This window comes from Bacteroides togonis, from assembly GCF_900130135.1.
Taxonomy (GTDB): Bacteria; Bacteroidota; Bacteroidia; order Bacteroidales; family Bacteroidaceae; genus Bacteroides; species Bacteroides pullorum.
In genome coordinates this window covers 927,050-942,351 of the sequence record NZ_LT670820.1, presented here as the reverse complement: position 1 = coordinate 942,351, position 15,302 = coordinate 927,050, and the positions used below count along the sequence as shown (strand labels likewise).

The following is a 15,302-nucleotide window of genomic DNA, read 5'->3' as shown; positions in this document are numbered from 1 at the left end:
GGTATGAAATCTGATATAAATTTTTCTTATTTGATATTCCTTTCTGTCGTGGCTGCCTTGGGCGGTTTCTTGTTCGGATATGACGCAGCTGTCATTTCGGGCACTATCTCCCAAGTGACTGAACAGTTTGGTCTCGACCAGATACAGACCGGCTGGTTTGTTGGTTGTGCCTTGGTAGGCTCCATTATCGGTGTGTTGTTTGCCGGTAAGTTGAGCGACCGCTGCGGGCGCAAGGTGACAATGCTGATTGCCGCCTTGTTCTTTTCCGTGTCGGGCATTGGCTGCGCTTTCACGGGTAGCTTCGACCAGCTCGTCATTGCCCGCATCTTGGGTGGTGTGGGCATTGGCGTGGTTTCCATTGTTTCACCGCTTTATATATCCGAAGTTTCTATTGCCCGCTATCGCGGTCGTTTAGTCTCCCTCTACCAGTTAGCAGTGACGCTGGGTTTTTTGGGCGCCTATTTAGCCAATTACCAGCTTCTCCATTACTCTCAAAGTGGTGCGGCATTGGGCGATGGCTGGATGCACATCATTTTCGTGTCTGAAGTATGGCGAGGCATGTTGGGATTGTCTAGTATTCCTTCCCTGCTGTTCTTCGTGGTGGTACTTTTTATTCCCGAAAGTCCACGCTGGCTTGTTCTCAGAAAGTACGACGAACGTGCCCTCGGAGTCTTTCAGCGGATTTATATTTCCGCTCAAGATGCTCAGGGACAGTTGGATGAAACGAAGTCGGTGGTTCAGTCTGAGACTAAATCCGATTGGAAATTCCTTCTGCAGCCAGGCATTTTCAAGGCTGTGCTGATTGGTGCTGCCATAGCCATTTTGGGTCAGTTTATGGGTGTGAATGCTGTGCTCTATTACGGCCCTTCTATCTTTGAAGAAGCCGGCCTTTCGGGTGGCGATGCCTTGTTCAGTCAGGTGTTGGTGGGCTTGGTCAATGCCGTGACGACGGTGATAGCCGTCTTCATCATTGATAAGGTAGGCCGCAAGAAGCTTGTTTACTATGGTGTATCGGGCATGGTGCTTTCGTTGTTGCTGATAGGTTTCTATTTCCGCTTCTCGGCTTCGCTGGGCTTGCCCAACAGTTTCTTGCTGTTCTTCTTCTTGTTTTATGTATTCTGTTGTGCCATATCCATTTCAGCGGTCATCTTTGTCCTGTTGTCCGAGATGTATCCCACTCGCATTCGCGGTATGGCCATGTCCATTGCCGGCTTCGCCCTTTGGGTTGGCACTTATCTGGTAGGACAGCTTACTCCTTGGATGCTCCAAAATCTTACCCCCGCCGGAACATTCTTGCTGTTTGCCCTCATGTGTGTGCCTTACATGCTGATTGTATGGAAACTGATACCCGAGACTACCGGCAAGTCGCTTGAAGAAATAGAACGTTATTGGATGAAAAAATAATCGACCTAATAAAATATATAATTATGGATTTCAAGAAATTAGCTGAACAGTACAAAACAGAGTTTATGGAGAATGTGCTTCCTTTTTGGTTGCAGCATTCCCAGGATAAGGAGTTTGGTGGCTATTTCACTTGCCTGAAACGCAATGGCGAAGTGTTCGATACAGATAAGTTTATCTGGTTGCAAGGCCGCGAAGTCTGGATGTTTGCCATGCTCTACAACAAGGTAGAGAAACGCCAGGAGTGGCTCGACTGTGCCATTCAAGGCGGTGAGTTCCTGAAGAAATACGGGCATGACGGTCATTACAACTGGTATTTTTCTCTCGACCGCGCAGGTCGTCCCTTGGTAGAGCCCTACAATATTTTCTCTTATACGTTTGCCACAATGGCTTTCGGTCAGTTGAGCCTTGCCACCGGCAATCAGGAGTATGCCGATATAGCCAAGAAGACTTTCGACATTATCTTGTCTAAGGTGGATAATCCGAAAGGCAAGTGGAACAAGCTCCATCCGGGGACCCGTGACTTGAAAGGCTTTGCCCTTCCTATGATTCTTTGCAACCTGGCATTGGAAATAGAGCACTTGCTCGACGAAGATTTCCTGGTGAAGACCATGGATACCTGCATCCACGAAGTGATGGACGTATTCTATCGTCCTGAGTTAGGTGGTATTATTGTAGAGAATGTGCTAGCTGACGGTTCATTGTCCGACTCTTTCGAAGGTCGTCAGGTTACTCCAGGCCATGCCATCGAGGCCATGTGGTTCATTATGGACTTGGGTAAGCGCCTTAATCGTCCGGACCTGATAGAGAAGGCCAAGAACATCACACTGAGCATGCTCAACTATGGTTGGGACAAGCAGTACGGTGGCATCTACTACTTCATGGACCGTTTGGGCAATCCTCCCCAGCAGCTGGAATGGGACCAGAAACTTTGGTGGGTTCATATCGAAACCTTGATTTCGTTGCTGAAAGGCTATCGCCTGACGGGCGACCGGCAATGTCTGGAATGGTTTGAGAAGGTACACGATTATGTATGGTCTCACTTCAAAGACCAGGAGTATCCCGAATGGTATGGCTATCTGAACCGTCGCGGTGAGGTGCTGTTACCTTTGAAGGGTGGCAAGTGGAAAGGTTGCTTCCATGTTCCTCGCGGACTGTATCAGTGTTGGAAGGTGTTGGAGGAATTAAGTGAAAAGTGTTAGCCTAATAAATATTATTAACCTTAATTCCGCAACACTATAGTTTAACATTATTTATAAGTGCCTGAGCAACAAAAAGTTGCCCAGGATTTTGCCATGTCAGAATTTTCACTTACCTTAGTGTTGCGAAAAGAAGACAAGCAAAACTCTAATATGACATGGCAAAGATACAAATAAAATCTGAGAAACTCACTCCTTTTGGAGGAATTTTTTCTATTATGGAGCAATTTGATGCTCTTTTAGCTCAAACCATAGATTCCACCTTGGGATTGAGATGCACTATGTTTGGTTATCAATATAGCGAAATTCTACGCTCTCTGATGTGCGTATATCTTTGTGGCGGCTCATGTATTGAGGATGTTACAACTCACTTGATGAAACATTTGTCTCTTCATCCAACTCTTCGCACTTGCAGCGCAGACACCATATTGCGTGCTATCGAAGAACTGACTTGTAAGAACATCACCTATAAATCTGCTTCTGGCAACTCCTATGATTTCAATACTGCAGACAAGATGAACTGCTTATTGATCAAAGCCCTGCTTGCTACTGGTCAATTGAAATCCGGTCAAGAGTATGATTTTGACTTTGACCATCAGTTCATTGAAACAGAGAAGCATGATGCAAAACCAACCTACAAGAAGTTCCTGGGCTATAGTCCAGGTGTGGCAGTCATTAACGACATGATTGTCGGTATTGAAAATAGAGACGGCAACACAAACGTGCGCTTCAACCAAAGAGAGACTTTGGAAAGAATCTTCAAGCGACTGGAGGCATCAGAAGTATATATATCCCGTGCCCGCATGGATTGCGGCTCATGCTCGGAGGAAATCGTAGATATGGTAGAGGCTCATTGCAGGCATTTTTATATTCGTGCCAACAGATGCTCTTCCTTCTACGATTCCATGTTTGCCTTGACTGGATGGAAAACTGTTGAAATCAACGGTATTGAATTTGAGCTGAATTCCATCCTTGTTGAGAAATGGAAAGGAAAACCGTATCGTCTTGTCATACAGAGACAAAGGCGAATAGATGGAGACCTTGACATTTGGGAAGGCGAATATACCTACAGATGTATACTGACTAACGATTACAAGTCGAGTGCAAGAGACATCGTGGAATTCTACAATCTTCGTGGTGGCAAGGAACGCATCTTCGATGACATGAACAATGGCTTTGGCTGGAATCGATTGCCAAAATCGTTCATGGCACAGAATACTGTATTCCTGCTTATGACAGCTCTCATCAGAAACTTCTACAAAGCTATTATGCAGAGATTGAAAACCCATGAATTTGGATTGCGTGCCACCAGCAGAATCAAGACCTTTGTTTTCAAGTTCATCTCTGTTCCTGCGAAATGGATTAAGACATCACGTAGGCATGTATTGAATATTTACTCAGACAACAATGCTTATGCCAACCTGTTCAAGACAGACTTTGGTTAAAGACCATGCTTTTCTGGTTAAACCAGCGTATTACCTCAAGTCGCTTTATGGGGTAAGGGGATTTTGTGTCTGCGACATTTCTGTTGTGCAAGAAATATGTACAATAAAATGAATTTTGTCGCTTTGCAAGCAAAATCCCACTAAACCCTATAGGTTGCGGATTTGAGGATTAATTAAAAAGATCGAACTTATGAGAGATTTTATTAAAGATCCTACAAGAAGTTTTCGGTGGATGAGAATGCTTTCGTTCTCATTATTGATGCTCTTATTATATCCTTTGGGTATTCAGGCACAGGATATAACTTTGAAGGGAGTGGTATCTGATGGTACCGGAGAAGGCTTGCCTGGTGTGAGCGTGTTTGTGAAAGGTACCGGTAATGGTACGATTACGGATGTTGAAGGAAAGTATTCGTTGAATGTAAAAAGCAGCGATGTCGTTGTCTTTTCTTTTGTCGGCATGAAAACGCAAGAACATAAAGTGGCTGGTCGTACGGTCATTAATGTAGAGATGAAAGATGATACAGAACTGCTCGACGAAGTGGTTGTCGTTGGTTACGGCACGCAGAAAAAAAGTTCGCTGACTAGTGCTGTTTCAGCCATGAAAGGTGAAGAGTTGCTGAAGGCACCGTCTACAAATGTGTCTCAGTTGTTGGGAGGTCGGTTGCCCGGTATTTCTTCAGTGCAAGAGTCAGGAGAACCGGGTTTGGACCAGGCTTCTTTGAAGATTCGTGGTTCTATCTATAATGTAGCTTACATTGTGGATGGCTTCCCGGTAGACAATATCAATGACCTTGACCCGAACGATATAGAAAGCGTGTCTGTCTTGAAGGATGGTGCTTCAGCTGCTGTGTATGGTCTGAAAGGTGCCGGTGGTGTTATCATCGTAACAACCAAGAAGGGTGAAGTTGGTAAGACGAAAGTGACTTATGATGCATCCTTTGGTGCTTCTATGAATGCCAACTTCCCGCAATTTATGAATGGTCCTCAGTTTGCATACTATTATAATATGGCAGAGATGATGGACCAGTTGGCCAGTGGCGCTATTACCGACCGTAGTCAGTACGTGCCCCATTTCACAAAAGAGAATGTGGAAGCCATGACCAATGGCGATCCTACCGATGGTTGGGACAACGTAGACTATATTGATAAAGTGTTTGGTACAGGTTTCACCCAGAAACACAGTGTAACAGTACAAGGCGGTAATGAAAAGATGCATTATTTCACTTCTTTGGGTTACTTGGGACAAGATGGTAATATTGATAACTTCAATTATCGTCGTTACAATGTACGTACCAACATTGAGTCTGATTTCGCCAAGAATTTCCACTTTACGCTGGGTGTAGCCGGCAATGTTGGCCGTCGTCATACTCCGGGTTATGCTTCTGGTGGAACGGATAGTAATTCTTATTTGGGAGAACAAGGTTGGTTGTCTGTTGCACGTCAGACAATTCAGATGCATCCTTATTTGCCAGTTCAATATAATGGTATGTATACAGCTGCCCTACAGAATAATACTTCATTACCCAATAGCCCATTGGCTGCCATTTATGAGTCAGGATACAAAAATACCCGTAGCCTTGACTTGCAGACAAATTTCTCATTGAGCTACGACGTTCCTTGGATTAAGGGCTTGTCGCTGAAGATTAGCGGTTCTTATAACTACGGAACTTCACATAATAAGAATTTGAATACTCCTTATTCTACGATGGTATACGATAATGCAAGTGGTTGGAGTATAAAGTCCGATCCTCGTGGAACAGACCAGGGTATTAATATAGGCGAAGGTCAGTCTACTTATGAACAGTTGGTTGGTCAGGCCAGCATCAATTATCTTCGTTCATTTGGCAAACACAATGTAGATGCAATGTTCTTGGTAGAAGGCCGCGATTATAAATCGAATAATTTCTCGGCTTATGCACAGAACTTACCATTTTCTCAGCTCCCCGAGTTGAACTACGGTGTTGCAACCAAAGATCCCGTAGCAGGTTCAAGTGATGCATCACGTTCTGCCGGTTATGTTTTCCGTCTGAAATATGACTATAGCAATAAGTATTTGGCAGAGTTTACCGGTCGTTACGATGGCTCTTATAAGTTCTACGGAATGGCAGGTCAGCAGTGGGGTTTCTTCCCGTCGGCTTCTTTAGGTTGGCGTTTGTCCGAAGAAAGTTTTATGGATAATCTCAATTTCCTGGACGACTTGAAGATTCGTGCTTCTGTCGGTTTGCTGGGTAACGACTCTGTGACTCCTTATTCTTTCTTGAGCCAGTATGTTGCTGGAACCAATGTACTTATCAACGGTGTCTTGTCACCAGCTTATTATACCAACGTTATAGCCAACCCCGATTTGACTTGGGAGAAGACATTGTCTTGGAATGCAGGTTTTGATTTCACTATGTGGAATGGTATGCTGGGGATGGAATTTGATGCTTTCTATAACTATACTTATGACATCCTGACTGCTATGGGTGGTGATTATCCTCCTTCTATGGGTGGCTACTATCAGACTTATGCTAACTACAATAAGATTGATAGCAAAGGTGTAGATATTCTGGTTTCTCATCGCAATTCATTCCAGTTGGGTGGCAAACCCTTTACCTATGGTGTAAGTGCCAATATTACATACGCTAAAACTCGTTGGTTGCAATATCCCGATAGTCCTAATATCATGGAATGGCGTAAAGTGACAGGCACTCCTTATGGTGCTACAATGGCATGGGTGGCTGAAGGCCTGTTCCGTTCGGAAGAAGAGATTACCAATTCCGCATGGTATAGTACACGTCCTAACGTAGGCGATATCAAGTATAAAGACCTGAATGGCGATGGAAAAATTACAGAAGATGATAAAGCTCGTGTAGGCCGCAGCAATCGTCCTGAATTGACTTACGGTTTGAATCTGAACTGTTCTTGGAATGGCTTTGATTTTAATGCACAGTTTACAGGTGGTGCTCTGTTTGATGTATCTCTGACCGGAACATATTACAATGGTTATGATGATAATACAATCTGGACACAGACATTCAAAGAAGGTGCTAATTCTCCTTTGTATTTGGTAGAAAATGCTTATAGCATTGATAATCCTGATGGAACTTTCCCACGCATAACTCTTGGTAGCCCTGGACACGGTGGAGATAATGGCTTGGCTTCAACTTTCTGGTTGCGCGATGGTAAATATATTCGTCTGAAATCAGCTCAGTTAGGCTATTCATTCCCACGTCAATGGATGCAGAAAATTAATATTCAGAATCTCCGCATCTTTGTAGAAGGCTCTAACTTGTTCACCATTAGTGGTCTGCCCGAAGGTATTGACCCTGAATCACCGGGCGTGAACAACGGTTATTATCCGCAGCAGAGAACTATAATGGGTGGTATTTCATTAACATTCTAAAAAACGTATAGTCTATGAAAACAAGAATAATCGGTTTATGTATATTGGGGGCTTCATTCGGATTGAGCTCTTGCAATGATTTCTTGGATATGACTCCGACTAATAGTATTTCGGATAAGGTCATGTGGAGTACCACTACGAATGCGGAATATGCAGTCAATGATTTATATAAATACTTTTATAATTTAAGTAACTTTACTTTGGGACAATGTGCTGCTGGTATGACCGAGGCTTTGACTGACCAGTTGAAGTATGGTTCTTATAATTATAATGCTCTTTGTTTTATTCCCAGTGAGATTGCTTACGGTGGCACGACATTACAGCCTTCTTATGTAAGTACATACCTTGGCAATTGGGCAACGATGTATGAATATGTGCGTCGTACGAATGAAAATCTTTATAACCTGCATAAGTTTGGCACATTGAGTGATGCAGATTCTGAACGTTTGGAAGCAGAAATGCGTTTCATTCGTGCTTTCCTGTATTTTGATTTGCTCAAGCGTTATAAGGAAGTGATTATTTATAATGAAGACCTGACTCAGATAACTCGTGATAAAGCGTTGAGTACTGAAGAAGCCGGTTGGGATTTTGTAGAAGAAGATTTGAATTATGCCGCCACTCATTTGCCCGATCAGGCAAATGCCAATGGGCGTATAGATAAAGGTGCCGCTTATGCTTTCCTGACTCGTGCAATGCTTTATGCAAAACGTTATGATAAGGTAAAATTGGCAGCTGCAGAGGTTCAGAAACTGGGTTATACTTTGGAGAGCAATTATGCAGATTCGTATTCAAAAACAATAAAAGAAGGCAATAAAGAAGCTATTTTGCAGTATTGCTTTGACCGGACAATCGGCCACGATTTTGATACCTACTATACTCCGGGGGGTGACTATAAGCTGATTGGAGTAAATAGTGGTGGATATGGCACTCCTACTCAGGAAATGGTGGAATCCTATGAGTTGGCTGAAGGTGGTTTCCCCGATTGGTCAACTTGGCATAGCACTGAAGGTGTAACGGATACTCCTCCTTATGACAAACTGGAACCACGTTTCCAAGCTACCATTCTTTATAATGGTGCTCAGTGGAAAGGCCGTACTATTGAGACTTTTGTTGACGGTGTAGACGGTTGGTGTCAGTGGAACAAAGACAAAACTCCCGAAGGCAGAAGTACTACAGGTTATTATTTGCGTAAGTTGGTTGATGAAAATCATAATCTTTCTGAACTTGCCGTTAGTACGCAACCTTGGACTGTTATTCGTTTCGCTGAAGTCTTGTTGAATTATGCTGAAGCTTGCTATCAAACAAATGATAATGCTGGTGCCAATGAAGCAATCAAAGCTTTGCGTGCTCGTGTAGGTCTTTCTTATTCAGACAAGAGTGGCGATAACCTTTGGAAAGCCATTGTTCAGGAACGTAAGGTGGAATTGGCTTATGAAGGACAATGGTATTGGGATTTGCGTCGTTGGAATGTAGCAGCAAAATCATACGAAGAGGGTGGTTTGAATGGTTATCAGGTTCATGGTTTGAAGATTGAGAAACAATCTAATGGTGACCTGAAGTACACTTATGTATCTTGCGACGATAAAGACCGTAACTTCCCGGAAAAGATGTATCGCTGCCCGTTGCCACAATCTGAGTTGGATAATAATAGTGCTGTTTCCCAATATCCGGAGTGGAAATAACAGGTAGAATGGATATACATATCACTTTAGATGGTAACGGATATTCATTAAATCTAATAAAAACAATGATTATGAAGAAGATATATTTATTATTTTTAGGCTTGTTGTCTATAATGACAGCCTGCCAGGAGCCTGAATATGTGCTCCCTACAGCAGATCGTCAAGGTATTACGAGTCTGACAGCCATCTTTACCTCTGGTCCTTTTGCTGACAAGGAAATTGTTAAATATGCAATAACAGATGCTACGGCTGACAAGTATGTAATTCCTATTCCATGGTTCTATCCAGAAGATAGTGAGGATGAGACTACACCGTATATGACGGCCGTCAGAGTACAGGCCGAGCTGGCTCCTAATTGTACTATTGAACCCGGTCTGACAGTATTGGACCTGACTCAAGACAATTATTTTGTATATACTAATGCACAGGGCGAGAAACGTGAAATCTGTATTACTGGTGAGCGGACAAAATCAAGTAAATGTGAGTTGCTTTCTTTCTCCCTGCTTGAACCTGCAGTTTCTGGTGTTATCGACAAGAGTACAAATGTCATTTCCTTGATTAGTGCAGATGATTTAAGCTCTTGCTTGGCCGACATTACTTTGTCACCTCATGCTACTATTACGCCTGATCCCCGTGTAGAAGCTCTGAACTACAATGATGAAGTTACTTTCACAGTAGTAGCTCATAACGGCGTTGACAAGCAGGAATATGTAGTCAAGAAGACTATTCCAGAGAAGATACCTTACGGCTTCAATGCACCGCTTGAAGAATTGTTCAGCTTGGATGCAACTGCTGGCGCTTCTATACCTTGGAACACTACCAATGCTCCTACATTGGGTGTTGTAGGTGGACAGCTGGTTGTTTGTATGGGTGATGGAACGACTCCTCTCTATTTTAACCAAGAAACAGGAAGTAAGGGTGGTACTATAAATCTGGGCTCTGCACAAGCAGGTTGCGTCACTAGTGATGAGGGTGGACATCTGCTTATCTGTAATAAGGTCGATGCAGGTGGTCAATGCAATATTTTTGTTACTTCTTCTGTGAAAGATGCTCCTCAGCCTTTCTATACGTTCACTAATAATACAGGTCTGCCTACAGGTGCGAAGATGAAGGTAATAGGTGATGTGACAAAAGATGCTGTGATAATCTTAACCAACGATGGTATTGACGGTGTTACTACTTCAAGTGTCTTTACTCGTATCGTAGTAACCAATGGGGAAATTAAAACTCCTGAAGTGGTTGATATCTCTTCTACAGGTTTGGCCTGGGGTTCAGCACCAGTTAATTCAACTTCTGTAGTTCCGGCCTCTACCAATGTAACGGAAGGTTACTTCCTGTCATACTATGACAAGAATATCCTGACTTATTTGAATGGTAACAACCAGATTGCAGCTCAATTGGCTAACAGCAGTGGTAATAGCTGGGCACAGAACCAGAACTGTCTGGATACTAAGAAGTTCAACAATGCTCATTATCTGGCTATGCTGCTTGTTTCTCACTTCCCGATGTGGGGTGTTGGCCCACAGTTGTATCTGTATGATATCACAAGCAAGGGCTCTTTGGGCAATGATGTATTTACTTCACCGGCATTGACATTCAAGGCTGATGCTTTGAAATGGTATCAACAAGGTGAATCGAAGACCGCTTCGGGCGATGTACTGATTGCTCCGTCAACTAACGGTTTCAAGATTTACGTTTACTACTATGACAATAACAGTGCTACTATCGGTGGCTTTGCTGCTGATTGTATCCAGAAATAATTTGGTAAATTAAGAGTTTCCAGGAGGCTCGGGAAGCTGGGTCTCCTGGATTTTTAATGAATGACGAACTATTTGGAAAATAATTATTTGCGATGAAGTTTTTTAGATATTCTAATGCCATTGCGGCTTTGTGTTGTATGTTCTTGTTGGGAGCTTGCAAAGACAGTAATGACGGTATATCTGATTGGCCTTGGGAGGGAGATACGGATGAACCGGAACAACCGGTTGAAGTTAAACCTCGTTTTATTTGGATTGATGCTGCTGCCAATTTTCCCGACTATGCCAACAGTAAAGAAAATATAGAACGTGACTTGGCGAAAGCTAAAGAAGCCGGTTTCACTGACATTGTGGTGGATGTGCGTCCTACTATGGGCGATGTATTGTTTCAGACCTCGGCTGTAGAGCAAGTGAAGAAGTTGGACTATTGGAGTGACAATGGTTATGTTTATTTTGAACGTACGGAGACTTGGGACTATTTGCAAGCCTTTATTGATGCTGGTCATAAATTGGGACTGAAAGTCAATGCTTCTATCAATACCTTTGTAGGTGGTAACCTTTATCCTTATGGCTTGGGCGAACAAGGGCTGCTTTTCAGAGACGCTTCTAAAAAAGAATGGGCCACTACGCTTAATCTGGAGGGAGGTCTTACCAATGCTATGGATATGACGGCTGCAAACGACCCCAATAATGTGTATGGCACAAAATTCCTGAATCCGGCGAATGACGAAGTTCAGCAGTTCATTCTTCAACTGTTAGGCGACTTGGCCAAATATGATATAGATGGCATATTCCTGGACCGTTGCCGTTACAATGACTTTGCTTCTGATTTTTCTACTATTTCCAAGCAGAAGTTTGAAGAATATATTGGTGAGACGGTCGAAAATTTCCCCGATGACATCATTAAGCCCGGAAGTAGCTATTATCCGCTACCTTCTCCGCAACCCAAGTACATGAAGCAGTGGTTGGAATTTCGCGCAAAAGTCATTCATGACTTCATAGCCAAGGCGCGCGATAAGGTGAAATCTGTTAATCCAGACTTGCGCTTCGGAGTATATGTCGGTGCCTGGTATTCTACTTACTATGAAGTAGGTGTCAACTGGGCCAGTCCTAAGTATGACACTTCTGCCGAGTATCCTAATTGGGCAACAGCTAGGTACAAAGACTATGGCTATGCCGATATGCTCGACTTTATGTTGCTTGGTGCCTATGCTTCGGCCGATGAGATATATGGTAGCGGAGAATGGAACATGCAAGGCTTCTGTAAGAATGCTAAAAAACTTCTGATGAACGATGTCAAGTTTGCCGGTGGTCCGGATATAGGTAATAGTACAGGTTGGACAGATGGCGGACAAGGAGCCAAAATACCTCAGACCATAGATGCCTGCATCAATGTGGCTGATGGCTATTTTGTCTTTGATATGGTACATGTTAAGATGTACGACTATTGGAATGATTTCAAGAAGGGATTTGACGATTACCTGAGTTCCGTACAGCAATAGATTGATTAGTTTATAACTTGACACATCCCCTACTTAATCAAAATAAGCTGTCTCTTGCATTTCCGTTAGTTGAAAGGGCAGCTTCTTTTATAATGATATTATGAAGAATTCAATATTTTCTTTATTCTTTTTTTGTTTGTTGGTTTCCTTCAGTGCAAGGGCTTCCGAACGGTTGATTAAGGCTACCTTCATCCAACCATATCTGGTAGAGCAGTGGGACGATAGCCGTTGGAAGCAGGAGTTCAAGTCGCTCAAGGCGGCTGGTATGGAATATGTTATCTTTATGCACACTGTTCATACAGACCAGGAGGGAAACACTACGGCGGTTTATCCTTCGGCTCTGCCTGGTGTGTCGGGCAATAAGAGCGATTTGCTTGAAAACTGCCTGCGCAATGCTCGCCGAGCAGGATTTAAAGTATTTGTAGGACTGAATTTCAATGAGGCCTGGTGGAAAGCTGATTTTACTCCGCAATGGCTTATGCAACAGATGGAGTTTGGAAATCAAGTGGCTGAGGAGTTGATAGGGCGCTATAAGTCGCGCTACAAAGATACCATGTATGGCTGGTATTGGGTTTGGGAAGTAGATAATTCATATTGCAAGACACCGATGCATCGGGAGTTTCTTGTCAAGGCTTTGAATATGAATCTGGATTATCTACATCAGCAGACCAAAGGCATGCCATTCCTGTTATCGCCTTTCATGAACAGTCAGAATGGTACTGCGGCTCAGTGTGCTGAAATGTGGAAGTATGTATTGACTAATGCACATTTTCAGGATGGTGATATTTTTGCACCGCAAGATTGTATCGGTTCCGGTTTCCTTAACTTGGATGAAGTGGCTGACTGGTTTTCTGCTTTGGCTGATGTAATTCCGACTACTCCGCGTATTCGTTTTGTGGCCAATGTAGAGATGTTCGACCAACGTTTTTGGACAACAGCGACTTTAGACAGGATTCAGCGTCAGATGGATTTGCTCTCTCCATACGTTTCCGGGTTCATTTGTTTTGCCTATTCTCACTATTACAGTCCTTGGTTGCGCCATCCGGCTTTCCATGAAGCTTATACTTATTATGCTCAGAGGGGCTGCTTGCCATCTCTAGTCACACCTTTACCGGTGTCACAGTTGGCTTGGATGCAGAATGAAAAGCAGGGCGTATTTTTGTCGTGGAAGGACGAGAGCAAGCCGCAGGCTGTAGGCTACCATATATATAGAGAAGGACAATTGGTAGGTGATGTCCAGCGCAAAAAGGAGGAGGCTGAGCCATTCGGAATGTTTACTGTCAGGGAGGCAGGCACGTACGAAGTAGCTGCTTACAACGTGTGTGGAGCGGAGTCGGTGAAGACACAAGTTACCGTGCCCGACTATTTGTTCGGGCAGCGAATCTGCGGGCGGGTTACTTGTCAAGGAAAAGGTATTGCTGGGGTAGTGGTGACTGATGGTTTCGACTGCGTGGCTACTGACGGACAGGGTCGGTATGAGTTGAAACGTAACCGCGGAGCGCGTTTTGTGTACATCAGTTCGCCAGCAGGTTATCTGGTTCCTGTGAGTGAGCAGACAATACCTCAGTTTTATTTGCCACTGGATTCGTTAAAGGAAAAAGACTATGATTTTGAGTTGCTGAAAAATCCGAAGGACGATAACCGTCACACATTCTTGGTGCAGGCCGATGTGCAGGCCACTTCGGAGAAGGATATAGCAGGCTATCGTGCCTATTTACAGGATGTACAGGAATTGCTGCGTACTTCGGACGGTCAGTCTGAAGTATTCGGTATTGATTGTGGTGATATTGTAGGTGATTCACCGCAACTGTTTCCTTCATACATACAAGCGTCCTCGACTTTGAACATTCCGGTTTATCGGGCTATTGGCAACCATGACATGACTTATGGTGGTCGCACTTTTGAGTATTCTTACCGTACTTTCGAAGACTATTTTGGTCCCATCTATTACTCTTTTAACAGAGGTAAGGCACACTACATTGTGCTTGACAACTGTTTCTATGTCAATCGCGATTATCAGTACATAGGTTATATCGATGAACGCACGTTTGCCTGGCTGGAGCAGGATTTACGTTTTGTAGCAAAGGGAAGTCCAGTGTTCGTTGTGGTACATATCCCAACCAGTCTGACTCCGAAACTACAGTGGAATGCTTTATTGCAGGATGAAACCAGCAATGCTTCCGGTCTGTACCGGATGTTGGAAGGATATGATGCACATATCATTTCGGGACATACGCATTTCAATCTGAACGTTTGCTTTAATGATTCACTGATGGAACACAACACGGCTGCCGTGTGTGGCATCTGGTGGAAGGCTGACATCTGTATGGACGGCACACCGGCCGGATATGGCGTTTATGAAGTGGATGGTACGGACGTGAAGTGGTATTATAAGAGTGCAGGCCAATCCAAGGATTATCAGTTCCGGGCTTATCCTGTGGGTGCCAGCAGGGAGTATCCCAAAGATATCATTGCCAATGTATGGAACTGGGATGAGAAATGGAAGGTGGAATGGTATGAAGATGGGAAACGGATGGGCGAGATGACCCGTTTTACCGGTTATGACCCCGATGCTGAGGCCATTTGCTCAGATAAGGAAAGAGTGCAATATGACTGGATTTCACCGGTGCAGACCAGTCATTTGTTTAGAGCTACTCCCCGAAGTAAGACTTCAAAAGTAGAGATAAAGGTAACTGACCGCTTTGGAAATGTATTTAGCCAGTTATTGAAATAAGAGGAAAAGATTTCTAATGAGTATACGGCCCTTTCGTTTAAATTGTGGTATCCGGCATTTGCCAGCAGTTTGTTCTCACAAACAGGCAGGAATGTTTATCAGGAAACTCAGTCAGGGCAATTTAGTTTCATTCGTTGAAACTAATGGTTTCATCCAATGAAACCAATCTGAAACTTTACTCTTAAGATGAAAGAACC

Annotated in this window: 8 protein-coding genes and 1 pseudogene; all 9 read left to right on the top strand. The window is 43.6% G+C overall.

All coding sequences use genetic code 11. The annotated features are described in order from the left end of the window. The first annotated feature begins 3 nt into the window (after positions 1-3). Positions 4-1,404: a sugar porter family MFS transporter gene (locus BQ8005_RS04115; RefSeq protein WP_075317152.1), complete on the top strand. Its 1,401-nt coding sequence runs from the start codon at positions 4-6 to the stop codon at positions 1,402-1,404. A 23-nt stretch (positions 1,405-1,427) separates the two neighbouring features. Continuing rightward, positions 1,428-2,603 carry a n-acyl-d-glucosamine 2-epimerase gene (locus tag BQ8005_RS04110; RefSeq protein ID WP_075317151.1) on the top strand — a complete coding sequence of 392 codons (1,176 nt, stop codon included), beginning with the start codon at positions 1,428-1,430 and terminating at the stop codon, positions 2,601-2,603. 155 nt (positions 2,604-2,758) lie between these two features. After that, on the top strand, positions 2,759-4,045 hold the full coding sequence (locus tag BQ8005_RS04105; RefSeq protein ID WP_055235773.1) for an IS1380-like element IS942 family transposase: 1,287 nt from the start codon (positions 2,759-2,761) through the stop codon (positions 4,043-4,045). A 259-nt stretch (positions 4,046-4,304) separates the two neighbouring features. Beyond that, complete coding sequence (locus BQ8005_RS04100; protein ID WP_394334112.1) at positions 4,305-7,430, top strand: SusC/RagA family TonB-linked outer membrane protein; 3,126 nt, start codon at positions 4,305-4,307, stop codon at positions 7,428-7,430. A 14-nt stretch (positions 7,431-7,444) separates the two neighbouring features. Then, the gene (locus tag BQ8005_RS04095; RefSeq protein ID WP_075317149.1) at positions 7,445-9,112 is read left to right on the top strand and encodes a RagB/SusD family nutrient uptake outer membrane protein; all 1,668 of its coding nucleotides are present in this window, start codon (positions 7,445-7,447) and stop codon (positions 9,110-9,112) included. An 8-nt stretch (positions 9,113-9,120) separates the two neighbouring features. After that, positions 9,121-10,872: a DUF5018 domain-containing protein gene (locus BQ8005_RS04090; protein WP_394334093.1), complete on the top strand. Its 1,752-nt coding sequence runs from the start codon at positions 9,121-9,123 to the stop codon at positions 10,870-10,872. Between the two features lie 92 nt (positions 10,873-10,964). After that, positions 10,965-12,371 (top strand): alpha amylase family protein, encoded by a 1,407-nt coding sequence (locus BQ8005_RS04085; RefSeq protein ID WP_075317148.1) that lies wholly within the window; start codon positions 10,965-10,967, stop codon positions 12,369-12,371. Positions 12,372-12,471: 100 nt separating this feature from the next. After that, a pseudogene (locus BQ8005_RS17610) lies at positions 12,472-13,389 on the top strand (DUF4434 domain-containing protein); the annotation flags it as partial. Between the two features lie 318 nt (positions 13,390-13,707). Further along, positions 13,708-15,105 carry a calcineurin-like phosphoesterase C-terminal domain-containing protein gene (locus BQ8005_RS17605; RefSeq protein ID WP_075318920.1) on the top strand — a complete coding sequence of 466 codons (1,398 nt, stop codon included), beginning with the start codon at positions 13,708-13,710 and terminating at the stop codon, positions 15,103-15,105. Positions 15,106-15,302: the final 197 nt, after the last annotated feature.

Bases quoted from the DNA above. Each gene is read 5' to 3' on its own strand.
- BQ8005_RS04115 (WP_075317152.1), top strand. From the start codon at position 4: ATGAAATCTGATATAAATTTTTCTTATTTGATATTCCTTTCTGTCGTG.
- BQ8005_RS04110 (WP_075317151.1), top strand. From the start codon at position 1,428: ATGGATTTCAAGAAATTAGCTGAACAGTACAAAACAGAGTTTATGGAG.
- BQ8005_RS04105 (WP_055235773.1), top strand. From the start codon at position 2,759: ATGGCAAAGATACAAATAAAATCTGAGAAACTCACTCCTTTTGGAGGA.
- BQ8005_RS04100 (WP_394334112.1), top strand. From the start codon at position 4,305: ATGCTCTTATTATATCCTTTGGGTATTCAGGCACAGGATATAACTTTG.
- BQ8005_RS04095 (WP_075317149.1), top strand. From the start codon at position 7,445: ATGAAAACAAGAATAATCGGTTTATGTATATTGGGGGCTTCATTCGGA.
- BQ8005_RS04090 (WP_394334093.1), top strand. From the start codon at position 9,121: ATGGATATACATATCACTTTAGATGGTAACGGATATTCATTAAATCTA.
- BQ8005_RS04085 (WP_075317148.1), top strand. From the start codon at position 10,965: ATGAAGTTTTTTAGATATTCTAATGCCATTGCGGCTTTGTGTTGTATG.